Raw genomic sequence first — 23998 nt, forward strand, 5'->3', positions numbered from 1 at the left:
CCCGACAGGGGTACCTGCCGAGCCCGCGATACTAGAGCAGTTCAAAAGAGCGAACAAGCGTCTCACCGTCTTTCTGCCACCCCTATCCCGTAACAACTCGCAACATTGCCGATATTGAAATTCGACCCCCTCTCAGGTCTAATGACGCGCCTCATTATTTTGTTGTTTTTGAGATGAATCCCACGCGTGGTCTTGCATTACTGTTGGTGCTTTGGACCTGTCTGATCAGCCAGACGGCTCAGACGATCGCGCTTGAGGAGTATCTTCACGGGCTGGGCTTCGAGTTCGGCAATCATCATCATGATCACCACGGTCATGATCTGCACTCCCACGCCGACAACGCCTGTCTACCCGGGCTGTTGGTGGATTACAGTCGAGACAGCACTCTCTCTTTTGCCTTTGTATTGCCGATGCAGCGCCCCATGGCTGTGGTCTATCGACCGGTGGTGGCACCCCTGCATCGCATCCCTGCGCTGGAACCCTCCAGTCGCGGTCCACCGCGTTTTACTGCCTGACCAAAACAATCCCTGATCTGCTCGCGCCCCTGATGCCGTGCGTTATGACGTCGCCCCTTTGGCCTGCCTGCCGCTGACAACCTCGGCCGCCGGTAAGCCTGGGCGTGCGTGCCTGCGCCAGCCACGGTGTTGCAGTAGATCCCTTTTGGCCCCCGTTGATTCGGGCTGGCCCAGCTTTGTGGAATCTGTTTTCTGCAGGGCCTGTGTTAATGCAGTAATTCTAAGTACAAAACAATGAAAAAATGCTCTATCAGCCTGGCCGTTGCGGCCGGCCTTTACCTGCCCGCCGCCTTGGCGGACAACGCCGAACAGAACCTGGCGGATGCCGATCATGAAGTATTGGTCGTCACTGCCAGTACCCGAGCTCAGAGCGTGGCGCTGGCGCCGGCCACCGTGGCGGTGATCGATCGAGAACTGATCGAGTCCGTGCCTTACCGGGACCTGACTGACGTGCTGGATAACATCGCTGGCGTGCAGGTTGAGGACGTGGGCCAGGGTAAGAAAGGGGTCTCCATCCGTGGCCTGGATACCACCCAGACTCTGGTGCTGCTCGATGGTGAGCGGATGTCCGGCGCCGATACCCTGATTGGCCACGCCAACTTCGACATGCAGGGGATCTCCCCCAACCAGATTGAACGCATTGAGGTTATCAAGGGGCCACTGTCGGCGCTTTATGGCTCCGATGCCCTGGGTGGTGTGGTCAACATCATCACCAAGCCCGCCTCTAACGAGTGGGGCGGCATGCTGACCGTTACCGGTGGTGCCGAGGCGCACTCTGGCAGCGGCAATGGCAGCGTGCAGGTGAACGCCGGTGGCGCATTGATCCCGGATCGTCTGCTGTTGGATGTGGGTGTCAGCTACATGTACAACGACGATGTGGCCAGTCGTCTGGATGAGCGGGAGTCCGATCTGGCCGGTAACGAGTCACTGACCGCCCACGCCCGTCTGGCTTACCACGTCAATGATGAGCACACCCTGAGCCTGCGTCTGGAAGGCACCCAGCAGGAGGTGTGGTACGACATCATCGACAAGCAAAGCGATCTGTCCGATCGCAGCACCGACCAGGTGGATACCTTCCGTGTCAGCGCCGCCCACCACGGCGACTTTGCCTGGGGTGGCACCGAGCTGCGGGTCTACCATACCCAGTTCTCCCAGGAGAACACCCGCTCCCTGCCGGATTCCGAGATCAACGATCCCAACGACATCGACGAGACTATGGTTGAGGGTAACGTCCAGATGGACCGCGACCTGTTCGGCATGGATCACAGCCTGGTGTTTGGTGGCAGCTTCTTCCATCAAACCCTGGTGAATCCGGCGGTCAACGCCGAGGGGGAAGCCTCCACCTCGCAAGGTGCCGTGTTCTTCCAGGATGACATCGCTCTGACCCACAACCTCAACCTGTTGCTGGGCGCACGGGTTGATCACCACGACGAGTTTGGCACCCACACCACCCCTCGTGCCTACCTGGTGTATCAGCCGAGCGCCAGCTGGGTGATCAAGGGGGGCTACGGCGAGGGCTTCAAGGCACCGTCACTGAAGCAGCTGTCGGATGACTACCTCAGTAACCCGATGAATCGGCCCTTTGACCTCATCGGTAACTCAGATCTGAAGCCGGAAGAGAACGCCGCCTACGAGCTGTCCGCCCATTACCTGGGTGAGCGCTGGAACATGGAGGTGACCGGCTTCTACAACGATGTCACCAACCTGATTGGCATCGTCTGCATCGAGGACTGCCCGGTCCCGGGCGAGCGCCCTGGCCGCTGGACCTCCCAGTACTTCAACATCGACTCTGCCCGCCTGCAGGGGGTGGAAGCCAACCTCAGTGCCGATCTGACCCGCGATCTGGTGCTGGATATGAACGCCACTTTCCTGGATGCCAAGGATCTGGATGCCGACGAGTTAATTGAAGGCAAAGCCCGCTGGCGTGCCGGTGCCAGCCTGCGCTGGGATTTGAACGACGCGCTGTCACTGGCCCCGCGGGTTCGTTACATCGGTGAGCAGATGAAGGAGGGCCAGACCCTGCCGGGCTACACCCTGGTGGATCTCAACGCCAGCTGGCACGTTCGTGAGGATCTGCGCCTCAACATCGGCGGCGCCAACCTGACCGACGTCTACCTGCCGGAGAAGAGCGCGCTGTTCAACCACGTTGAGCCGGGCCGCCGCTTCTACATCAACGCCAGCTGGGAATTCTAATGATGGCCTCACTGCGACAACGCATACGGGTTGCAGCAGGGTCGGTGCTGATCGGGGCGTTGGCCCTGATCAGCCCATTGCTGGCACCAGTGGCCGTGGCGGCAGAGGTGGTGATCCTCACCACCGATTTCCCGCCGGAGGACAAGTATGTCCGCATGACCCAGATGGCCGAGGCGCAAGGCGTGACCCTGCGCTATCACCGTACCCCGGAGCTGAATCCTGTCCAATGGCAAGACGCGGATCTGGTGATCTTCGATACCCCACGTTTCCCGGACCGGCAGCGGGTGCAGGCGATGGTGGACACCGAATCAATGGAGCGCCCCTTCCTGATGGTCGGCGGCGGGCCGCCGGTGGCCAATGGCTTGCCTGGCCCGCTAATGGGGCGTTTGCTCGGTTACTACGGCCACGGCACCGCGCTGAACTTTGAACGTCTGTTCCAGACCGTTGCGGCCTGGCAGTCCGGCGACAACTTTATGGCCATTGCCGAGGCCCAGCCGGTGCCGGAGCAGGGGATCTACCACCAGGGCGGCTGGCATGACTCACTGGCACAGCACCTGGAGGCGCAGACCCTAGAAAGGCTGAGCGTAACGGAGCAGCCTCTGCTGGGGGTCATCATCAGCCGCGCCAGCATCGTCAACATGCAGCTGCGCGAGCTGGATGACCTGCACCAGGCCATCAGCGATGCGGGTATTCGTCCGGTAATCTACTGGTTCGATGCCAACGATCCCGATGGCATGAGTCGGATCTGGGCTGAGCACCAGCCCACGGCGCTGCTTAACACCACTCACCTGCAAGGCGGCGACGCCCGTAAGGCGGAGCTCGAAGCCCTGGGTGTGCCAATGATGAGTGCCCTGGGCTTTACCGATACCATCGCGGAGTTTCGCCGTGTCGACAGCGCCATCCCGCCGCACTCACTGACCGCACTGGTGACCGGCCCCGAGTCCTGGGGCATGAGCGATCCGCTGGTGCTGTGGGCGCAATCAGATGCCGGTGTGGGGGGCGAGCCGCAATTGATCCCAGAGCAGCTGCGTCTGTTGACCGAACGGATCCACGCGCTGCATCAGCTGCGCACCGTTCCGGTGAGCGAGCAACGCCTGGCGCTGGTGTTCTACAACAGTCCGGCCGGGGCGGAAAACCTCTCCGCCAGCCACCTCAACGTACCGGTCAGTATTGATAAGATCGCATCAGCACTGAACGAGGCGGGCTATTCGGTGGCCGAGACCAATGAGGAAGCGGTGATCGCCATGGGCAAGGAACTGCTGTCCGGCTACTACCAGACCGAGCGTTTGCCCGAGCTGCTGGCATCGGGCCATGCCCAGTTCCTGCCGCTAACCCGCTACGCCATCTGGTTTGAGCGCCTGCCTGCCCAGGTGAAGCGGGAGGTCAATCGCAAGTGGGGCCCGGCGGCCAATCACTCAGCCCTGGTTGAGCATAATGGCCAGTTGGGTTTTGCCTTCCCCGCCTATGGCTTGGACGATCTTTGGATCCTGCCCCAACCGCCGCGCACGGCGGAGCTGTCTCAGCAGGGCGGCCATGCGGTGCACGACACCAAAACCGCGCCGGATCACCGCTACCTGGCGGTGTACCTGTGGCTGCAGCAGGAGATGCACGCACTGATACACCTGGGTACCCACGGCTCCCAGGAGTGGACCCCGGGCAAGGATCGCGGCTTATGGGCCTACGACTACCCGATGCTGACTTTAGGTGGCTTGCCGGTGGTCTATCCCTACATCCAGGACAACGTGGCCGAAGCGCTACAGGCTAAGCGCCGTGGCCGTGCCACCATCGTCAGCCATCAGGCTCCGGCCTTCGGCCCGGCGGGCTTGTACAGCGAGCTGATCGAGCTGAACCAACTGATGGATCAGTTTGAGCAGGCCGAAGGTGCGCTGCGCATCGAGGTGGGCAAGCAACTGCGCCAGGTGGTACGGGAGCACGGCTTTGATCAGGACCTGGGATTGGCTCTTGATGAGGCGGAGGTAATGGATGAGGCATTGGCCGAGCAGGATATCGATCTGGATGATCGCCTGGATCAGCAGCTGGAGACCCTGCGTGACCACGTGGACCTGATTGCCGCCTCTGCCGTGCCCCTGGGGCTGCATCACTTTGGTGACCCAGCCAAGGTGGAGCACCGCCTGCTGACTGTGCTGCAGCAACTGGGCGAGGAGTTTTATGCCGAGTTTGACCTCACCCCGGGTCAGCTGCTGAGTCAGCCACCGGAGGCGCTGGCACAGAGCGAACCGGTTCAATGGTTGCAGGCGGTGTTATTGGATGAGCTTGGGGCTGAGGCTTCCCGCCAACTGGCACCGGTGCTGCCGCAGTGGCAAAAGGAAGCCCGCGAACGCTTTATCTGGCTGACCGAGACCCATGAGATCCCGGCGCTGATGACGGCACTGCGCGGTGGCTTTGTCAAAGCCGGCTTAGGGGGCGATCCCCTGCGCCAGCCCCAGGCTACCAGTGGCACCAACTTGTATGGCTTTGACCCGGCGATGGTGCCAACCCCCGCAGCCTTCCGTGCGGCGGAAGCCGAGTTGGATGCCTTGCTGGCGGCCCAGGCCGATGCCACCGATCAGGGAGAGGCGCTGCCTGAGAAGTTGGCGTTCTCGTTGTGGGCCGGCGAAACCCAGCGCCACTTTGGTCTGCTGGAGGCCCAGGTGCTGCATGCCCTGGGGGTCGAGCCGGTGTGGGATCGCGGTGGCCGAGTGGTGGCAATGACGGTATTGCCCGAGTCGGAGCTGAAGCGGCCCCGTCTGGATGTGGTGCTTCAGATCACCTCGGTCTACCGGGACCAGTTTGATGGCTTTATGCGCTTGCTGTCCGGTGCCATCGAGGAGATTGCCGCACTGGATGAAGACAATGCGCTGCGCCGCTCCAGCCTGGCGCTGGCCGCCGAGTTGGAGGCCCAGGGCGTTGACACACAACGGGCCTGGCAGCTTGCCACCCTGCGTCTGTTCAGCAATGCCCCCGGGGATTACGGCAGTGGTGTCAACGATCTGGCCATCGACTCCACCGAGTGGGAGGACGATCTTGAGCTGGGTCAGCAGTATCTGAACCGGCTGCAGTACGCCTACGGCAGCGCCCTATGGGGTGAGAAGCTGGAGGAGACCAATCTGTTTGCCGAGCAGCTCAAGGACGTGGACGTAGCAGTGATGGCGCGGACCAGTCGTCTGCATGGCCTGCTCTCCACCGATCACCCGTTTGAGTACCTGGGTGGCTTGTCGGCGGCAGTACGCGCCGCCGGGGGCGAGGCACCGCAGCTGTTTATCAGCGACCTGCGTCAGCCCCAGTCACGGATGGTGTCGGTGGATCGGATGCTCAGCGAGGAGTTGCGGGCCCGCTACCTCAACCCCCAGTGGATCAGCGCCATGCAGGAGCAGGGCTACGCCGGAGCGGTGGAGATGCTCAACGTCACTAACAACCTGTTTGGTTGGCAGGTCACTGCGCCAGAAACGGTGCGGGATGACCAGTGGCAGGCGATGTTTGACACCTTTGTTGAAGACCGCCACGAGCTGGGTCTGAACGAATGGTTCGAGCAGCACCAGCCGGCGGCGCAGATGCAGATCCTCGAGCGCATGGCCGAGGCGATCCGCAAAGACTACTGGGAGGCGGATGAAGCCACCCTGCAGGCCCTGGTGGAGCGTCATAGCGAGTTGGCGGAGATGGTGGAGTACCACCAGGCTGCCAACAAGACCCAAGAGTTTATCGATACCGCCGCAGCGGGCTTTGGCCTGGGAGCCGGGGCCGGTGGCAGCAGCGGACAGAGCGTCAGCGGCTACCAGATGGTGGAGGTGCCGGCCACTGAGCTGGCGGCTCTGCCGGATCGGACGGCGCTGTTGGTTTCCCTTTTCCTGATGATGATTGTGGGTGCAGGCATGCTGGCGCAGGTTCGCCAGCAGCGCACCCTCAGAAAACGTGACTGAGAGTGAATGAGTAATGGTTCAATTTGAGAGCTTCCTGTACCAGTTCGCCAGCCTGTTTATGCTGCCGGTGATGGTGCTTATCCTGGCGTCCATGGTGTACGCCCTGTTTGTCGCGGGTCAGTTTGTGGTGGAGTGCGCCCAGCGTCGCTCGCCCAAGCATGTGTCCCGGCTCGGCCAACTGGTGCGCAACCAGCCGACCATCGCCCTGGATGACATCGAGCTGTGGATTATGAAGGCACTGGAGATGCTGCGCATGGTCAGCCGCATCACCCCGATGCTGGGCCTGGTGGCCACCATGATCGCCATCGGTCCGGCCCTGATCGCCATGGGCGATGGCCGCGGTGATGAGGTGGCGTCGCAGATGGTGGTGGCCTTCTCGGCGGTGATCCTGGCCTTGGTGGCGTCCTCCATCACCTTCTGGGTGATGACCATCCGCCGCCGCTGGTTGCTGGAGGAGCTGCGTGCCATTGAACGCGGCCGCGAGCAGGCGAACCTGACCCCGGCCGCCGCGGCCAAAGCCGCCTGAGGAGCCGAGCATGCGTTTTCTCGAATCCGATGAAGCGGATGACCCGATCCTGTCGGTGGTTAACCTGGTGGATCTCTTTCTGGTGGTGATTGCCGTCCTGATGGCGATGAACATCAACAACCCGCTCAATCAGGACAATGTGATGATCATTGAGAACCCCGGTGAGGCGGACATGACCATCACCATCAAGGACGGCGAGACCCTGACCCGCTACGAGTCCACCAGCGAGATTGGTGAGGGGACTGGTGTGGTGGCCGGGCAAACCTATCAGCTGGATGATGGCCGCCTGATCTATGTGCCGGCGGAGGGGGTGAACCCCTAAGCCGCTGCACCTTAAACCGCTGCAGCTTAAGCCGCAGCACTAAGCTATCAAGGCTCCCTTGGAAACAAGGGAGCTTTTTTCTGGCCGTTGCCCCTGCTTGGCAAAGGGCTTATCATCGCCGCCGAATAGAGAACATAACCGAAGGAGAGATTTGATGATTGTGGTAAAGCGTAACCGGGCTGCGGAGCACGCCCCGCGTTGATCCGCCAAGGCCCGGACCCCAGTGCGCATGGCCGATGCCAGCGCAGTAATAACACGCTAATAGTCCGGGAAGAACAATGATCCCAAACCAAACTGAATCCACCGAGCTGAATCTGAACACGCTGGGTTGGAAACCCTTTTTTCAACAACAACTGACCCTGGAGCAGTGGGAATACTGTCCCGCCAGAGTCACCGCGGTACATCGAAACCGGGTCGAGCTGCTGACCGAGCAGGGCTCGGCCGAGATCCCGGTGCTGCCCAACATGCCGGAGATCGCCGTGGGCGACTGGCTGCTGCTTGATGGCGAGCGGTTCGCTGCGCTGCTCGAGCGACAAAGCCTGTTTCGCCGTAAGGCCGCAGGCCCTGGTCTGAGTGAGCAGTTGATTGCCGCCAATGTCGACACCCTGCTTATCGTCAGCTCGCTCAACGACGACTTTAACCTCAACCGCATCGAGCGCTACCTGGCACTGGCGCGGGAAGCGGAGGTGGAGCCGATACTGGTGCTGACCAAGGCCGATCTTTGCGATGATGCTGACGAGTTGACCCGTCAGGCACAAAGGCTGGATCCGCTGCTGATGGTTGAGGCGGTCAATGCCCTGTCCGACGAGGTGATCGAGCGTCTGGCCCCCTGGTGTGGCAACGGTAAGACCCTAGCGCTGATGGGCTCCTCCGGTGTGGGCAAGTCCACTTTGGTGAACACCTTGATGGGGCAGGAAACCCTGGCCACCGGCGGCATTCGTGAGGATGACAGCAAGGGGCGTCACACCACTACCGGGCGCTCGTTGCACCGGATGGGGCAGGGCGGCTGGCTGCTGGATACCCCTGGAATGAGGGAGCTGCAACTGACCGAGTGCGAGCAGGGGGTCAGCGAGGTGTTCTCCGAGATCACCCAGCTGGCCGAGCAGTGCCGCTTTGCCGATTGCCAGCACGACAACGAACCCGGCTGTGCGGTTCAAGCAGCACTGGCCTCAGGCGAACTCGACCCCCGCCGTCTGGCCAGCTATCGCAAACTGCTTCGAGAGCAGGCCCACAACAGCGAAACTTTGGCTCAGCGTCGGGCACGGGATAAGGACCTGGGTAAGATGTACCGCAGCGTCCAGAACCACCGCCGTTCCCAGAAGGGCAACCGATAGCTGTTCTCCGTGCCTTGTCTGTTGAAAAGCGATTAATCAAAAAGCCCCAGTAATGGGGCTTTTTTTGTGCCCGGTTGAGACCGGGTAAATTGAGCGGCACATACGTTTTTTACCCCCCAGCTTTATTTCTAACCTTCTGATCCAGTTAATTATTGCGGCTATCAGTCTGTCCCCGTAAGTTGGTGATTGTCATCGCGCTACCAAGCCCTTGGTTGGTAGCTCGAAAACCGATGGAAGGGAACTGGATGGGTATTCACAGTGGAGGTGATATGAAAGGTTATGTAGCCGGTGTTGTCCTGGCTGTTGCACCGCTGGTTGCCAGCGCAGGCCAGACACCGTTTGAACGAGAGCTGTCGGTGGCGCTGTCTCAATCCGTGGTCGAAATGAACGCAGGACTGCCGATGGAACTGGATGAAGAAACCCGGCTGGACTCGGTGACCACCGTCAGAAACCTCATGGTCTACAACAACACCCTGGTGAATTACAGCGCGGATGAGTTGGATGTCGACAGACTGGAGGAGGCATTGGCCGAGACGGTAATCGGTCCGCTGTGCAGTAATGCCGGACTGAACACCTTTGTCGATCTTGGGGTGGAGATGGTGTACCGATACTTTGGCAAGGACGGCGTGTTCGTGACGGAACTGTCCAAGGACATGGCGACCTGTCGCAAGCCCTGACCGGGCAGCACCTGTCTCTCAGCTGAGAAGGAATGGATGCGTGTATCTTTTGTTTGATGTGTTTGGTCGAAGGATGTCGGTAAAGCGGGTTGGTGAGGAGTGGCAGCTGTTCCGGGATTCGGAGTCGGGTCTGCGGGCGCGTGTTTATGATGTGGTGATTCCTGCTGACCTGGCGCAGACGCAACTCAGTCGCTATCTCGCTGACCTTTACCATGAGTGGGCCAGTGAACGTCATCCCGGCGTAACTTGGCTTAATCCGCCCAGCGACGGGGAAGATTGACGCACGCAATGTCACGGCGAGTGGCTCTGCCAGCCCGGCACTGAACTGCTGTTTTGGCTTGTGAGTTGAGTTCAAATAGCCAGGTTAGGCATCAGCTTGGCGGGATCCCAAGGAGAGAATATGGCGCGACTGCCTCAAAGAATCGTAAGGATGGTCTCGTTGTTACATCAACGGGGCTACACCCAGCTGTATCTCTACTCCGGCATGTCGCCCTCCGGCCTGTTCTGGCGTTTCGAAATCGGCGAGATGAAAGGCGGCTCATGGCCAACGGACAAGGTACTCGTTTCCGACACTGTTCAGGACAGTGGTCCGCTGGATTGGTCGGTCGACACCGATAGCCTTGAGCAGCTCTGCCAGCGCTTTATCGAGCATTATCAGTTGGACAAGCCGAAGCAAGACGCGACAAACCGAAGCTACGTGCAGTGGTTTAGTGAGCTGAGCGACTCAATGGGTGAGGATGAGTTGCTGATATTTTATGCCGACTATCCAGGCCCCTATGAGGAGCGATTGCGCTCGGCCCCGGGCTACAACCCCGATTGGGATAGTTAGTGTGAAGTGATGGCACACACTTGAGCGCGACATCAACAGCAGGAGAGCGAGGCAATGAGTGGGAAAGGGCGGTTTTCTCTATCGCAATACCGAAAGGCAGCGCCCGTCGCGCTGCTCTTGGCGTCTATGGCGTCTATGGCGACCACGGCGCCGATGGCCGACGAGAACCTTTTTGAGCAAATCAAAGCGCAGGACCAGCGCTTCTTTGATGCCTTCAACGCCTGTGACATCGATACGATGGCGCAGATGTTCTCCCCCTGGCTGGAGTTCTACCATGACCTGTCGGGCTTAAGCGATTTTGAGCAAACCATGCAGGCCACGCGGAACAATTGCCAACGCAACCTGGGGCTTGAGCGCACCCTGATTGAGGGGTCACTCAAGGTCTATCCGGTGAAGGAGCTCGGTGCCATTCAGACCGGCAAACACCGCTTCTGTCACCCGGTGGAGGGCACCATGGACTGCGGCACCTTTGAGTTTCTTCATATCTGGAAGCGGGATGGTGAGCAGTGGAAGATCCATCGGGTGGTCAGCTATGGCCACTAGCCTGGCGTGCGCCAATGGCGCCATTCCCAGACATCACGCCCGGGCAGCGAGCGGGAGGCTCGATGGGTTCTAAGGCAAAGATCTGGCTGGGTGTCGGGGCGCTGCTCGGTGTTCTGCCCATGGTGCTACTGCTGGCCGCAGGGCTCTATTTCTTTCCCAATAACCTGGCCCAAGTAGTTCGGGGCGAGGTTGGCGCCCTGGCCTCGGTGTTGCTGGTGGTATTGGGGCTGTTCGGCCTGTGTGCGTGCCTGTCACTGCTATGGGCCCTGCTTCGTGAAACCGCCCCTTGGCTCTCACCTTTGTGGCTACGGTGGGGGCTGGGTTGTGGCGCCATCGCCATTGTGGGCGTGGCAGTGCAAACCCTGCTTCCTGTAGCGAACTGGGATACGGCGCTGTTGCTGATCCCACTGGTGGTGCTGGTCCACTTGGGGTACAAGGGTCGTAGCTACCTGTGAGTCGAATGGCTCGTCTGGCTACTCGCTAGACGGCAATCAGGCTCACCTACACTGAGAGTCAAAGCAATGCGGGGCAGGCAGCCATGATGGAAAACACGGCAAGCGGTCAAACCCGAGGCGAACACAGGCTGAGGCAACGGCTTCAGGCCACGGTGGTGGGCGCTCTGCTTTGTTCGACGCCGGTAGCGGCTCAGGACTGGCTTGTGCTTGAGGACGTCAGTGCTCGTTTTCGGCTGTCGGAGCAAACCGTACTGGGCGACGACGCCCCCGAGGAGTTTGATGCCTACGATGTGGCGGCAAACTTTCTGCTGCCCTGGGATTATTATTCCGACGGTGGCTGGGGCATTGGCTCTGAGGTGATGTTTAGCGTCGGCCTATTGCGTGGGGCGGGCGAGACTGCCCTGGTGGTATCGGCGGTGCCGGAGATCACCTTTGGCAGCGAGGATGGCCGGTTCCAGCTGGACCTGGGGGCGGGGTTTGCCCTGTTCAGCCGGCACCAGTTTGGGGTCCAGGACTTTGGCGGGCCGTTTCAGTTTGCCCTGACGGCCGGCTTGCGCATTCCCATCTACAAGCAATGGGGCCTGGGTTACCGCTTTCAGCACTATTCGGATGCGGGGGTGAATGGCCCGGATACCACCGGAGCCGATCTTCACATGTTGGAGGTCGTTTACCGGTTCTAGCCCCGGGCGTTGGCCCAATGGGGGATTGACAGCTGTCGAGCAACCTTGGTTAAGTGGCTGTTGCAAAAGTCGTTTCGTCTGATCTGCTGTAGGGAAACAAGAGATCCGGCGAGAATCGTTCATACTTGAGCTCATGATAAAGGGAAACTTACATGACCAGACTTAATCGATTCTTGCTGCTGAGTTTGCTGCTGGTGTGTGCCATCGCCTGCTACGTCGCAGGGAGCCATACCGGTGCTCTGGCTTTGATCCTGCTGGGCGCCGCCCTGGAGCTGGCGTTCTGGGTGGGACTGTTTCGCCGGCCCAAACGCAGTTAGCCATAAGCGCCACAAAAAACGGCGCAGCCCGATAGGGGCTGCGCCGTTTTGCTTTCTATCCGAATGGACTACTTGTGGCGCTCGGCCAGCTTGGCCACCACCTCGTTCATCGGCACCTGCTGTTGTTCCAGCAACACGGTGAGGTGGTAGAGCAGATCGGCGGCCTCGTCGATCAGGTTCTCCCGGTCGTTGGTGGCGGCGGCCAGGGCAACCTCAACCCCCTCCTCACCAACCTTTTGTGCCACCCGGCGCGGATTGCCCTTGAGCAGCGATGCGGTGTAGCTGGAATCCGCGGGAGCATCCCGGCGAGCCGCGACCACCGCAGCCAGTTTGGCCAGGAAGGGCTGATTGGCGCTGTCATCGAAGCAGCTCTCCACCCCCAGATGGCAGGTGGGGCCGATGGGGTCTGCCTGTACCAGGATGGCATCGCCGTCGCAGTCGTTGCCCAGGGTGATCAGCTTGAGCACGTTGCCGGAGGACTCGCCCTTGGTCCACAGTCGCTGCTTGGAGCGGCTGAAGAAGGTGACCTGGCCGGTCTCCAGGGTTTTGCTCAAGGCGGCGTCGTTCATGTAGCCGACCATCAAAACCCGACCACTGTGATGGTGCTGCACCACGGTGGGCACCAGGTTATCCATCTTGGCCCAGTCGATGCGTTGAACGTCAAATTCCATACTGTTCGGGTTGCTCATGGGCGTACCACCACCTGTTGTTGTAAAAGGTATTGCTTGAGTTCGGGAATGGGGATGATCCCCTTGTGAAAGACCGAGGCGGCCAGGGCGCCGTCCACCCGGGCCTGCTGAAACACCTCGGTGAAGTGGGCCATGGTGCCGGCGCCGCCGGAGGCGATCAGCGGTACGGAGCAGACCTCGCGCACTGCCGCCAGTTGTTTTACATCGTAGCCCTGGCGCACCCCATCCTGGTTCATCACGTTAAGCACGATCTCGCCGGCACCCCGTTTGATCACCTCCTGGATCCAATCCAGGGTGTCCCAGGTGGTCTCGATGGTGGAGGCCTCGGAGCCGGTGAACTGCTTCACCTTGTAGCGGCCGGTTTGCTCATCAAACCAGGAGTCGACGCCCACCACCACGCACTGGCGGCCGAAGCGATCGTTGAGTCGGTTGACCAGGTCCGGATCCGACAGTGCCGGGCTGTTGACCGAGATCTTGTCAGCACCGTCGGCCAGGATCTTCTGCGCATCCTCGATGGTCTTGATGCCACCAGCGACGCAAAAGGGGATGTCCAATTGCTCCGCGACTCGGGCCACCCAGCTCTTATCGACGGTGCGGCCATCGGCGCTGGCGGTGATGTCGTAGAACACCAGTTCATCGGCACCCTCGGCGGCGTAGCGGGCGGCCAGGGGCACGATGTCGCCGATGATCTCGTGGTTGCGAAACTGCACGCCCTTAACCACCTGGCCATCACGCACGTCCAGGCAGGGGATTATCCGTTTTGCCAGCATGCCAGCGCCTCCTCGATGTTGAAGCGGCCGGCCAACAGCGCCTTGCCGATGATGATGCCGCCGATATTGATTGCTTTGAGATCCGACAGGTCCTTGAGCTCCGCGATGCCACCGGAGGCTTGCCAGCGGATGGTGGGGTATTGGCCGATCAAGCGTTGGTACAGCGCCACGTTGGGGCCGGTGAGCATGCCGTCGCGATCAACGTCGGTGCAGAGTACGTCGGTCAGGCCAGCCTCCAGCAGCGGCGCAATCACCTCGGACAGTGCCTTGCCGGAGCCCTTTTGCCAGCCGTGGGTCAGCACCTCGGGCTCACCCCCGGTTTCTTCACATGAGCCGTCCAGCCGCACATCCAGCGCCACGGTGATCGCCTGCGGCCCGTACTGCTGGATCCAGCCGGCAACCCGCTGCGGCTGGCTGACCGACAGCGAGCCGATCACCACCTTGGCCACACCGACCTTAAGCAGCGCTTTGACGTCCTCTTCACTGCGCACCCCGCCACCCACCTGGATTGGGGCGTTGAGGTTCTGTACCAACTGCTCGATGGTAGCCAGTTGGCGGTTGTTGGGATCCTTGGCGCCGTCCAGGTCTACCAGGTGGAGCAGTTCGCTGCCGGCATCCTGGTAGGCGGTAAGCTGCTCCAGTGGGTCGTAGGCAAACTCGGTGACGGCGTTGAAATCGCCTTTTTCCAGGCGGACAACCTTGCCGCCAATCAAATCAATGGCCGGGATGATCATGCCGGGTACTCCAGGAAGTTCTTTAGGATGCGGGCGCCAACGGCACCGGAGCGCTCGGGATGGAACTGCACCCCCATGATGTTGCCGCGGCCGACCGAGGCGGAGAAGCGCTGGCCGTAGTCGCAGCTGGCCAGGGTCAGTTCACCCTCCGCCACGCCGTAGCTGTGAACAAAGTAGACGTAGTCCCCGGGATTGATGCCTGCAAACAGCGGGTGGTCGATGGGGGTGATGGCGTTCCAGCCCATGTGGGGCAGAGGCTGGTCGCCCACCTGGAGGCGTTCGGTGGTGAAGGGCAGCAGGCCGGGCAGGGCGGTCGGGGTGCCTTCCACCGCGCCCTCCTCGGAGGCCTCACCCAGCAGCTGCATCCCCAGGCAGATCCCCAGCATCGGCTGGTCGATCTTGGGCAGCACCTCGAGCAGGCCGCGCTGCTGCAGTTGGGCCATGGCGGCCTGGGCGGAACCCACCCCGGGCAGGATCACCCGCTCGGCGCTGAGGATGGTGTTGGCGTCGGCGCTGATGACGGGGTTGGCGTCCAATCGCTCCAGGGCAAAGCGCACCGAGGCGAGGTTGGCACAGCCGGTATCGATGATGACGGTCATGGTCTTCTCCTCAGAGTACGCCCTTGGAGGAGGGCAGGGCATCGCCCTCCTTGCGGATCGCCTGGCGCAGGGTGCGGCCCAGGGCCTTGAACAGCGCCTCCACCTTGTGGTGTTCGTTGTTGCCGGCCACCTTGAGGTTAAGGGTGCAGGCCAGGCCATCGGCGAAGCTGCGGAAGAAGTGGGGCACCATCTCGGTGGAGAGGCCACCGACGGCGTCGCGCTCAAACTGGGCATCGAACACCAGGTAAGCACGGCCGGACAGATCCAGCAGGCAGTGGGCTTCGGTTTCGTCCATCGGTAGGGAGAAGCCAAAGCGGCCAATACCGCGCTTGTCTCCCAACGCTTCGCGCAGGGCCTGGCCCAGTGCCAGGGCGGCGTCCTCGATGCTGTGGTGATCGTCGATCTCCAGATCGCCGCTCATCTTCAGCTGCAGGGCAAAGCCGCCGTGGGTGGCGATCTGATCCAGCATGTGGTCGAAGAAGCCGATGCCGGTGTCGATCTCAACCGGGCCACGGGCATCGAGGTTGACGCCCACCTGGATGTCGGTCTCTGAGGTGGTGCGGCGCACCATGGCAGTACGGTCCTGACCGGTGAGCTGTTGGGCGATCGCCTCCCAGCCGTTTTGTACCGGATCGTATTGGATGCCGCGGATCCCCATGCCCTGGGCCAGCTGCAGGTCTGTTTCCCGGTCGCCGATGACGTAGGAGCGTTCAAAGTCGACCTTGCCCTCTACCAGGTAGGACTGGACCAGACCCAGTTTGGGCTTGCGGCAGCTGCAGTTGTCTTCATCGAAGTGAGGACAGATCAGCACCTCGTCAAAGCGGATCCCCTGGCTTTCAAAGATCGCCATCATGGCGTCGTGAGGGGCATCGAAATCCGCTTGGGGGAAGCTATCGGTGCCCAGGCCATCCTGGTTGGAGACCATCACCAGGCGGTAGCCGGCCTGCTGCAGCTGACGCAGTACCGGGATCACCATCGGCTCCAGTTTAAGCTTGTCGAGTCGGTCCAGCTGTTTGTCCACCGGCGGCTCTTCCACCAGGGTGCCGTCGCGGTCGATAAACAGGATGGGCTGACGCACCGCCTTGGGCACGAGTTGAGAAAAATCTTGGGACATCAGAGGGTCTCCTTGCGCGCTTTGGCGAGAATTCGGGCGGTATCACGATCAATGGGTTGCTGAGACTGGGCCTTGGCATTGAGCTCCCGGCTGGCACTCTTCAGTGCGGTTTCAACCTGGGCCAGTTCGCTGTCGCTGCCGATGCTGATGCGCAGCCAGTCACCCAGTTGCGGGTTGCTGTAGGCCCGAATGAGCAGGCCTTGTGCCACCAGGGCATCGTACAGGGCGCGGGCGTGATCAATCTTGAACAGGATGAAGTTAGCTTTGGAGGGCAGCACCCGGCGCACACCCGGGTAGCAAGAGAGTCGCAGCGCCAGGGCATCGCGGCGGGCGTTGAGCTGGGCCACCTGGGTCTGCATCCGCTTTAATCCCTCAGGACTCAAGGCCTCCAGTGCCAGTTGGGCCACCGGCTCCGGCACCGGGTAGGGCGCAATCACCTTTTCCAGGGTCTCGATCACCGCCCGGTTAGCCAGGACAAAGCCGCAGCGGGCACCGGCCAGGGCGAAGGCCTTGGATAGGGTGCGCAGCACCACCAGGTTGGGACAACGGTCGATGGCCTTGGCCAGGGTCTGCTGCGGGCAGAACTCGATGTAGGCCTCGTCCACCACCAGCAGGCTGTTGGGCAGTTGGCCCGCCAAGGTTTCCAGTTGCTCCGGCGCCAGCACGGTGCCGCTGGGGTTGTTGGGGTTGCAGACAAACACCAGCTTGCTGTCCTGGCAGCGCTGGGCAAAATCATCCGGCAGCTGGTACTCGCCTTGCCAGTCGAGGATCTCGCAGTCCACCGCGTTGGTGGCGGCACTGATGGCGTACATGCCATAGCTGGGGCCGCAGCTGCTTACCTTGTCCTGACCCGGACGGCAAAAGGCCCGAAACAGCAGATCGATCCCCTCGTCGGCACCGCGGGTGATCAGCACCTGCTCTTCTGCCACCTCGGCGTAGTTGGCGTAGGCGCTGCGCAGGCGCGGCGGTTGGCAGTCGGGGTAGCGATTCACCCCAACCACGGTGCTGTTGTTCCAGGGGGATTCGTTGGCGTTGAGCCAGACGGTGCCACCGCTGACCTCTCGACGCGCCGAGGCGTAGGGGACCAGGGCGGCGATCTCCGGACGGACCAGGCGGTCTACCAGTTGCTTAGGGGTCATCCTTGGTTCTCCTGCAGTCGAATGGCAACGGCGTTGGCGTGGGCCTGCAGCCCTTCGGCGTCGGCCAGGGTGATCACGGTGCGGCCCAGGCCATCCAGGCCTTCCCGACTCAGTTCTTGCACGGTGTAGCGGCGCTGGAAGTCCGCCAGAGAAAGGCTGGAAACGGTGCGTGCTGCGCCGTAGGTGGGCAGTACGTGGTTGGTGCCGCTGGCATAGTCTCCCACTGATTCCGGGGTCCAGGGGCCGAGGAAGATGGAGCCGGCGGCGCGCAGTTGCGGCAGCAGGGCTCGGGGATCGGCAGTTTGCACAATAAGGTGCTCCGGCGCGTAGGCGTTGCTGATGGCGCAGGCCTCGGCCAGATCCTGTGCCAGCAGGGTGCGGCTTTGGCTCAGGGCTACCCGGGCGATCTCAGCGCGGGGCAGCTCGGCCAGTTGCGCCTCCACCTGCTCGGCCACCCGCTGGGCCAGTTCAGCGCTGTCGGTCACCAGGATCACCTGGGAGTCCTCACCGTGCTCGGCTTGGGACAGCAGATCGGCGGCAACAAAGGCCGGGTTGGCCTGGCCATCGGCGATCACCAACACCTCGGAGGGGCCGGCGGGCATGTCGATGGCGGTGCCTTGCTGACTGACCTGGGTCTTGGCCTCGGTGACGAAGCGATTGCCCGGGCCGTAGATCTTGTCCACTTTAGGCACGGTCTCGGTACCGTAGGCCAGTGCGGCCACGGCCTGGGCGCCACCGATGGTGAAGATGGTATCAATACCACACTGGTCAGCGGCGTAGAGGATGGCGTCGTTTACCGGCGGCGGCGTCACCATCACCCGGGTCTGGCAGCCGGCGATCTGGGCGGGCAGGGCCAGCATCAGCACGGTGCTAATGAGTGGCGCGCTGCCACCTGGGACATAGAGCCCCACCTTCTCGATCGCCTCGCTGCGCAGTTCACATACCACCCCGGGAGCCACCTCCTGGCGCAGCGATTGCGGCTGCTGGGCCTGGTGGAAGCGGCGGATGTTGTCGATGGCTTGGTCAATGGCGGCTTTCAGCTCTGGCGAGAGGCGCTCGGCGGCACTGGCCATCTCTGCCGGCCCCAGGGCCCAGTCGCTGCCCAGCTCCCGGCGGTCAAAGGCCTGGGTCAGCTCGGCCAGGGCTTGATCACCGCCCTGTTTCACCTGGGCCAGGATCTCAGCCACCTTGCTGCCCAGTGCCTCGTCGGTGACGATGTCGGAGCGGGTCAGGGCGGCTTGGCGCTCGCTGTCGGAAAGGGCGTTCCAATCCAGGGTGGTCATCAAGGTCATGGTTTACCCCAGCATCTTCTCAATCGGCATCACCAGGATGGAGCTGGCACCCAGGGCCTTGAGCTCTTCCATGGTGTCCCAGAACAGGTTTTCGCTACTGACCGAGTGCAGCGCCACCCGGCCCTGGTCATCGGCCAGCGGCAGGATGGTGGGGCGCTCAGCACCGGGCAGCAGGGCGATGATCGCTTCCACCTGGTCCTTGGGGGCGTGCAGCATGATGTACTTGGATTCCTTGGCCTGGATAACGCCGTTGATGCGCACCTGCAGTTTGTCGATGAGGGATTGCTGCTCCTCGCTTAGGCCGCGGGTGCCCTGGATCAGGGTGGCCTTGGAGCGGAAGATCACCTCCACCTCTTTGAGGCCATTGGCCTCCAGGGTGGCACCGGTGGAGACCAGATCGCAGATGGCGTCGGCCAGGCCGGCACGGGGGGCGACCTCCACTGACCCTTTGAGCATCACGGTAGAGCAGTCGACCCCTTTCTCCTTGAGGAAGCGTTGAGTCAGGTAGGGGTAGGTGGTGGCCAGGCGGCAATTTTGCAGCGAGTCCGGGGCGGCGTAATCAAACTCTTCAGGGACGGCCAGGGAGAGGCGGCAGCCGCCAAAATCCATCCGTCGTACCACGCTGTACTCGGCCTTGTCGCCCTTAGCCTCGCGCTCCAGACGCTCCTCCTCCAGTACGTTCTCGCCGACAAAGCCCAGGTCGACCACGCCATCCATCACCAGGCCAGGGATGTCGTCATCCCGCACCCGCAGGATATCGATGGGCATGTTCTCAACGTGGCTGATCAGCCGTTGTTCACGCAGGTTGAGCTTCATGCCACAAGCTTTAAGCAGCGCCTGGGTTTCGGTAGAGAGTCGACCGGACTTTTGGATTGCGATTCTAAGTCTTTGAGAAGTCATGATTACTAGTTCCTTTAATGCCTAAAACGAAAAACCCCCGGCGCTTGGGCCAGGGGTTTTGTCTTCTCTTGACTCGAACCACTGGCGGCGCCGTTACGGCAGCCACCAGCGATGTCGCAGGGGCTACCGCGTCACATGATGGTGGTGATGGTGAAAAGCGCCGCTGCGAATGATCATCGTGGTTGGTCTTCCTAATCTGATTGGTTATGCATCTGTATGCTTGGGTTTAACGCTAATACAGAGCGTCAGTCATTGCAACCGCTCATTTACGACATTTTTGTCACAACGCTGACAGGGGATCTTTCTGCCTATCGCCGCGGATCCCCCTGCCATCTATGGCATAATGCGCGGGCATTTTGTTTGGAAACCCCATGAGTCGATTAGAAAAAGAGGTGGCGCTGGCGCTATCGGAGCAGGGCCTGCTGGGGCAAGGGGTGGTGGGCTTCCGCCCCCGGGCTGTGCAACAACAGCTGGCCGCCGCGATTGCCCGCAACATTGACCAACGGGCAACCCTGGTGGCGGAGGCGGGTACTGGCATCGGTAAGACCTTTGCGTACCTTATTCCCGCCCTGCTCAGTGGTCGCAAAGCGGTGATCAGCACCGGCAGTAAAAATCTGCAAGATCAGCTCTTTTTCAAAGATCTTCCCGCCATTTTGTCGCTACTTTCCATGCCGCCTAAGGTGGCGCTGCTAAAGGGGCGGGCCAACTACCTGTGCCATTACCACCTGGGACGTCGGCTGGCGGATCTGCCTCAGGATCCGGAACTGGTTGATCACCTGATGCGCATCCGCGCCTGGGCCAACGGCTCCATCAGCGGTGACTTCGCCGAGCTCAACTCGGTGCCTGAGGGCAGCGCCGCACTGGCGATGGCCGGCTCCACCAACGAAAACTGCCTGGGCAAGAAATGCCCGGAATATGACCGATGCTGCCTGCATCGGGCCCGGGCCAAGGCGGCCGACGCAGATCTGGTGGTGATCAACCATCACCTGTTCTTCGCCGACATGGCCCTGAAGGAAACCGGGTTTGGTGAGATCCTGCCCAGCGCCCAGCTGTTCGTATTCGATGAGGCTCACCAGTTGCCGGACGTGGCGTTAAGCCACTTTGCCGAAAGCTTGTCCAGTCGACAGCTCAAGGACATCAGCCGGGAGATGAGCCGGGCATACCACACCACGCTGCGGGATTGCCGCCAACTGCATAGTGCCGCCCAGCGCCTGGACGCGGCCTGTGCCGATCTCTACGAGCTGTTGGAACAAATCGGCAGCACCGACTGGGTTCAGCTGCTGCAAGCACCGGCGGTGAATACCCATCTGGCCCAGCTGCATGAGGCGTTGGCCTTTGCCCAGCGGGTGGCACAAAGCCAGCTCAGTCGGGACGAGATGCTGGATAACGTATTCGAGCGTATTGCGCCGCTACTCGACCGGCTGGACCGCTTTCGTCAGCCTACGGGGCAGTCCATGACCCTGGAGCTTCACCGCGGTCACTTTGTGCTGCGGTCCTGCCCGCTGTCGGTGGCAGAGAAGTGCCAGCAGTTTTACCAGGGCTATCCCGCCAGCTGGCTGTTTACCTCGGCTACCTTGACGGTGGCGGGGCAGTTCGCCCATTTCTGCCAGCAGATGGGGATCGACAACGCCGAGGAGTTGGCGCTGGATTCCCCCTTTGATTATCCCAACCAGGCCCTGTTGTGCGTGCCTCGCTACCTGCCGGAGCCCAACCGGGTTGAGGTGAGTAACGCCCTGGCCCAGGTGGCGCAGCAGTTGGTGGAGGCCGCCGATGGCCGCACCTTCCTGCTGTTTACCAGCTACCGGGTGATGCACGAGGTGGGGGCGCTACTGTCCCGCCGGTTGAGCCAGCCAATCCTGGTGCAGGGGATGGGCTCTAAGCGGACCTTGCTGGATAAGTTCCAGCGTTTGGGCAACGCGGTGTTGCTGGGCACCGCCAGCTTTTGGGAGGGGGTGGATGTTCGAGGCCGAGCCCTTTCCTGTATACTGATCGACAAATTGCCCTTTGTTTCTCCTGACGATCCCCTGGTGAAAGCCCGCTCCGACGCCGCCCTGGCGCGGGGGGCGGATCCCTTTGCCGAGGTGCAGATCCCCCAGGCGGTGATCGCGTTGAAACAGGGTGCCGGTCGATTGATCCGGGGCGAACAGGACAGAGGGGTGCTGGTGATCTGCGATCCCCGTCTGGTACACCGCCATTATGGCCGTACCTTCCTGTCCAGCTTGCCGCCGATGCGGCGAACCCGGGATCTCGACCAGGCCCTGACCCTTTTGAGAGAGATTTGATGTCCAACACCATCCTGATTATCGATACCGCCACCGAAAACTGCTCCGCTGCGCTGCACCATGAGGGCAAGACCTACGCCCAGGTTGAAGAAGCGCCGAGAGAGCACAGCCAGAAGATCTTGCCCATGGTGGACGATCTGTTGGCGCAGGCGGGTTTAACGCTGAACCAGGTGAGCGCCATCGGCTTTGGCCGAGGGCCGGGCAGCTTTACCGGGATCCGCATCGGTACGGCGATGATGCAGGGACTGTCGTTGGGTGCCGACCTGCCGGTGCTGCCCATCTCCAACTTGGCCGCCATGGCCCAGGGGGCGATTGACCTGGGTGCCAAAGAGGTGATGGCGGCCATCGACGCCCGGATGGGAGAGGTGTATCTTGGTCATTTCGTGGCCAAAGATGGTCTGGCGACGCTGGTGGGCGAGGAGCGGGTACTCAAGCCGCAAGACGCTATGGCCCAATGGCAGCTGCAAGGCGATGCCGTGGTGGCAGTGGGGACCGGCTTTGAGACCTACCCTGAACTGCTGGCGGATGAACGCCTCGAGTTCGATGCACGATGCCGACTGCCCACCGCGCAGATGATGCTGCCGCTGGCCCAGGCGATGTGGCAAGCCGGTGAGGCCCTGCCGCTGGAGCAGGTAGAGCCTGTTTACCTGCGTAACGAGGTGGCCTGGAAGAAGCTGCCGGGTCGGGAATGATCCCCCGGTAAACCAAGGAAACAAAACTGATGCAGCCGATTGGATGGAGCCCGGTTAATCCCGGGGAGCACAAACCGGTTAAGAGCGATGCCAACGGCGAGCGGGTTAAGCTGGATGCGCTGGCGCCAGTCAGTGGCACCTCGTTGGTGGTGCCCAAGGACTCCCAGGGCTGGGAGGCCTGGCATAATGGCCGTGACCGCTTGCATCAAGACCGCCCCTTCCACCCCGGCCTGGCCCAGTACCAGGCCATTGCCGACGACGGTTTGCGCAACCAGCTGCAGCGCATGGTGGGCGTCGACCTCTACGTCTAGGCCAGTTCGGGCACCAGGGTGTGCCCGCTGAACCTGGCTTCCTCATCCAGCTTTACCTCCTTTTGCCCTGCGGCGCTAGCTAGTCTTGACCGATGCACTCTCTGGTTCACTCTTTCATTACGCCTAAGCGACTGTTTGTGCTTGCCGATTATCCAAGCGTTCGGTCGATGCATCTCACTTCTCGGTGACGTTGGCAGTCAAAGCCTGTGAGCTGGCTCTCATTGCCGACAACATCCACCACCGACTCTCTTCTCTTCGGCGCGATAATGCTTATAATCCACCAAAAGCAACGAATCGTAGCCTAAAAGGGTCTTTGGTGCGTTTCGGTTGCGTGGTGCTGACCTGTTGCTGCTGCATTGAGCAGCCGCAAGATGGAAGTTGAGGAGACTGCACTATGACCTGGATTACTCGGTGGTTTGCCGACCTTAGCGGCCTCCGGTGGCGACCGAAACCCCGGGTCGGCTATCGACCTGCAACAAGGTGTGAAGGCTGCGACGTGCGCATTCGCACTGGCAACAGCGCCAAATAGGCCAAAGCAACTGACGATTACCCATGGGACCAAGGAGGGCCCGGGATACGAGAACCTGATGATGAGAAACGAAACGCAACAGCCATCCTCACCGCCAAGGCAAGCGGCCTTTCGCCTTGAGACAGCAGAGCCCATGCCAGTGCAAGGCCAGGCAAAGGGTAAACCGATCCGCCTGGTGTCGGTCGCGGCGCCCGCTCGAGCAGCAACGCCTGCGAATATCGAGCAGCAGATGAAAGCGGCGCACTGGATGCTGAGTCAGCTAGCCGAGCCTGTTGAGAGGAGCATAGGTCGATGAAGCCCTATTTGCTCTTTCCGGCGATGCTTGCTGTTGCCTTGTTGAACCCGGCGTTAGCCAGTGAAGGGACGATGCCCCTTAGCACCGGGCAACCGATGGGTTCATTGTCCAGCGAGCGGGACAACTGCTACAGCACAGCGCCTCAGTACAACCTGGGCACTCAAGGGGCACTGGGATTGACGGTTGCCGCCGGTGCGGCAGGGGCCTGGCCCCTGGTGGCGGCGGGAGCCCTGGTTACCGGTGTGATGGCGCGGGACAACAAACAGCAATGGGATCAATGCCACAGCCGAATGACCGCAGATCCTGCCGGTTCGTAACGACCAGTGGCAATGCAGAGGAGAAAG

At 61.4% G+C, this 23998-nt stretch carries 24 protein-coding genes; 16 read left to right on the forward strand and 8 right to left on the reverse strand.

Going from position 1 to position 23998, the window contains the following annotated elements:
• Positions 1–749 precede the first annotated feature (749 nt).
• From BUC04_RS00780 to BUC04_RS24070, 12 genes are all read left to right on the forward strand, one after another.
• Positions 750–2708, forward strand: coding sequence for a TonB-dependent receptor plug domain-containing protein (locus BUC04_RS00780; protein ID WP_067654166.1), 1959 nt, complete (start codon positions 750–752; stop codon positions 2706–2708).
• On the forward strand, positions 2708–6625 hold the full coding sequence (gene cobN, locus BUC04_RS00785) for a cobaltochelatase subunit CobN (protein ID WP_067654170.1): 3918 nt from the start codon (positions 2708–2710) through the stop codon (positions 6623–6625). The genes BUC04_RS00780 and cobN overlap by 1 nt, the downstream gene beginning before the upstream one ends.
• Before the next feature lie 13 nt (positions 6626–6638).
• Positions 6639–7151 carry a MotA/TolQ/ExbB proton channel family protein gene (locus tag BUC04_RS00790; protein WP_067654172.1) on the forward strand — a complete coding sequence of 171 codons (513 nt, stop codon included), beginning with the start codon at positions 6639–6641 and terminating at the stop codon, positions 7149–7151.
• A gap of 10 nt (positions 7152–7161) precedes the next feature.
• Positions 7162–7473, forward strand: coding sequence for a DUF2149 domain-containing protein (locus BUC04_RS00795; RefSeq protein ID WP_067654174.1), 312 nt, complete (start codon positions 7162–7164; stop codon positions 7471–7473).
• Positions 7474–7751: 278 nt separating this feature from the next.
• On the forward strand, positions 7752–8807 hold the full coding sequence (gene rsgA, locus BUC04_RS00800; RefSeq protein ID WP_067654176.1) for a ribosome small subunit-dependent GTPase A: 1056 nt from the start codon (positions 7752–7754) through the stop codon (positions 8805–8807).
• A gap of 269 nt (positions 8808–9076) precedes the next feature.
• On the forward strand, positions 9077–9484 hold the full coding sequence (locus tag BUC04_RS00805) for a hypothetical protein (RefSeq protein WP_067654178.1): 408 nt from the start codon (positions 9077–9079) through the stop codon (positions 9482–9484).
• Between the two features lie 40 nt (positions 9485–9524).
• A complete protein-coding gene (locus tag BUC04_RS00810) occupies positions 9525–9764 on the forward strand; it encodes a DUF7661 family protein (RefSeq protein ID WP_067654180.1) in 240 nt (79 codons plus the stop codon).
• 150 nt (positions 9765–9914) lie between these two features.
• On the forward strand, positions 9915–10313 hold the full coding sequence (locus tag BUC04_RS00815) for a hypothetical protein (protein WP_143165485.1): 399 nt from the start codon (positions 9915–9917) through the stop codon (positions 10311–10313).
• Positions 10314–10448: 135 nt separating this feature from the next.
• Positions 10449–10856, forward strand: coding sequence for a nuclear transport factor 2 family protein (locus BUC04_RS00820; protein WP_159437643.1), 408 nt, complete (start codon positions 10449–10451; stop codon positions 10854–10856).
• A gap of 62 nt (positions 10857–10918) precedes the next feature.
• Entirely contained in the window at positions 10919–11311 is a 393-nt protein-coding gene (locus BUC04_RS00825; RefSeq protein WP_067654186.1) for a hypothetical protein, read from the forward strand.
• Positions 11312–11514: 203 nt separating this feature from the next.
• Positions 11515–11991, forward strand: coding sequence for an acyloxyacyl hydrolase (locus tag BUC04_RS00830; protein ID WP_067654188.1), 477 nt, complete (start codon positions 11515–11517; stop codon positions 11989–11991).
• 152 nt (positions 11992–12143) lie between these two features.
• Positions 12144–12308, forward strand: coding sequence for a hypothetical protein (locus BUC04_RS24070; protein ID WP_169799572.1), 165 nt, complete (start codon positions 12144–12146; stop codon positions 12306–12308).
• A 68-nt stretch (positions 12309–12376) separates the two neighbouring features.
• Here BUC04_RS24070 and hisIE read toward each other — a convergent pair whose 3' ends face one another.
• From hisIE to hisG, 8 genes are read right to left on the reverse strand one after another with little or no spacing between them, the layout of a single operon-like run.
• On the reverse strand, positions 12377–12997 hold the full coding sequence (hisIE, locus tag BUC04_RS00835) for a bifunctional phosphoribosyl-AMP cyclohydrolase/phosphoribosyl-ATP diphosphatase HisIE (protein WP_067654190.1): 621 nt from the start codon (positions 12995–12997) through the stop codon (positions 12377–12379).
• Positions 12994–13767 carry an imidazole glycerol phosphate synthase subunit HisF gene (hisF, locus tag BUC04_RS00840; protein ID WP_067654192.1) on the reverse strand — a complete coding sequence of 258 codons (774 nt, stop codon included), beginning with the start codon at positions 13765–13767 and terminating at the stop codon, positions 12994–12996. Before hisF ends, hisIE begins: the two co-directional genes overlap by 4 nt.
• Positions 13749–14501 (reverse strand): 1-(5-phosphoribosyl)-5-[(5-phosphoribosylamino)methylideneamino]imidazole-4-carboxamide isomerase, encoded by a 753-nt coding sequence (hisA, locus tag BUC04_RS00845; protein ID WP_067654194.1) that lies wholly within the window; start codon positions 14499–14501, stop codon positions 13749–13751. Before hisA ends, hisF begins: the two co-directional genes overlap by 19 nt.
• Positions 14498–15100 carry an imidazole glycerol phosphate synthase subunit HisH gene (gene hisH / locus BUC04_RS00850; RefSeq protein ID WP_067654196.1) on the reverse strand — a complete coding sequence of 201 codons (603 nt, stop codon included), beginning with the start codon at positions 15098–15100 and terminating at the stop codon, positions 14498–14500. The genes hisA and hisH overlap by 4 nt, the downstream gene beginning before the upstream one ends.
• A 10-nt stretch (positions 15101–15110) precedes the next feature.
• A complete protein-coding gene (hisB, locus tag BUC04_RS00855) occupies positions 15111–16214 on the reverse strand; it encodes a bifunctional histidinol-phosphatase/imidazoleglycerol-phosphate dehydratase HisB (protein WP_067654198.1) in 1104 nt (367 codons plus the stop codon).
• Positions 16214–17353 carry a histidinol-phosphate transaminase gene (hisC, locus tag BUC04_RS00860; protein ID WP_082766520.1) on the reverse strand — a complete coding sequence of 380 codons (1140 nt, stop codon included), beginning with the start codon at positions 17351–17353 and terminating at the stop codon, positions 16214–16216. The genes hisB and hisC overlap by 1 nt, the downstream gene beginning before the upstream one ends.
• Positions 17350–18636 carry a histidinol dehydrogenase gene (gene hisD, locus BUC04_RS00865; RefSeq protein WP_067654851.1) on the reverse strand — a complete coding sequence of 429 codons (1287 nt, stop codon included), beginning with the start codon at positions 18634–18636 and terminating at the stop codon, positions 17350–17352. The genes hisC and hisD overlap by 4 nt, the downstream gene beginning before the upstream one ends.
• A gap of 12 nt (positions 18637–18648) precedes the next feature.
• Entirely contained in the window at positions 18649–19548 is a 900-nt protein-coding gene (gene hisG, locus BUC04_RS00870) for an ATP phosphoribosyltransferase (protein ID WP_067654200.1), read from the reverse strand.
• Positions 19549–19916: 368 nt separating this feature from the next.
• Between hisG and BUC04_RS00875 the strand changes: the two genes are divergently transcribed.
• The 4 genes from BUC04_RS00875 to BUC04_RS00895 all read left to right on the forward strand — a co-directional run bounded on the left by BUC04_RS00875 (position 19917) and on the right by BUC04_RS00895 (position 23971).
• Positions 19917–21827 (forward strand): DNA repair helicase YoaA, encoded by a 1911-nt coding sequence (locus tag BUC04_RS00875; RefSeq protein WP_067654202.1) that lies wholly within the window; start codon positions 19917–19919, stop codon positions 21825–21827.
• Positions 21827–22519 carry a tRNA (adenosine(37)-N6)-threonylcarbamoyltransferase complex dimerization subunit type 1 TsaB gene (gene tsaB, locus BUC04_RS00880; protein WP_067654204.1) on the forward strand — a complete coding sequence of 231 codons (693 nt, stop codon included), beginning with the start codon at positions 21827–21829 and terminating at the stop codon, positions 22517–22519. The genes BUC04_RS00875 and tsaB overlap by 1 nt, the downstream gene beginning before the upstream one ends.
• Positions 22520–22548: 29 nt before the next feature.
• Complete coding sequence (locus tag BUC04_RS00885) at positions 22549–22830, forward strand: hypothetical protein (RefSeq protein WP_067654207.1); 282 nt, start codon at positions 22549–22551, stop codon at positions 22828–22830.
• An 820-nt stretch (positions 22831–23650) separates the two neighbouring features.
• Positions 23651–23971, forward strand: coding sequence for a hypothetical protein (locus BUC04_RS00895; protein ID WP_067654210.1), 321 nt, complete (start codon positions 23651–23653; stop codon positions 23969–23971).
• The last annotated feature ends 27 nt before the right edge of the window (positions 23972–23998 follow it).

Source organism: Ferrimonas marina, from assembly GCF_900129905.1.
In the GTDB taxonomy this organism is placed as follows: domain Bacteria; phylum Pseudomonadota; class Gammaproteobacteria; order Enterobacterales; family Shewanellaceae; genus Ferrimonas; species Ferrimonas marina.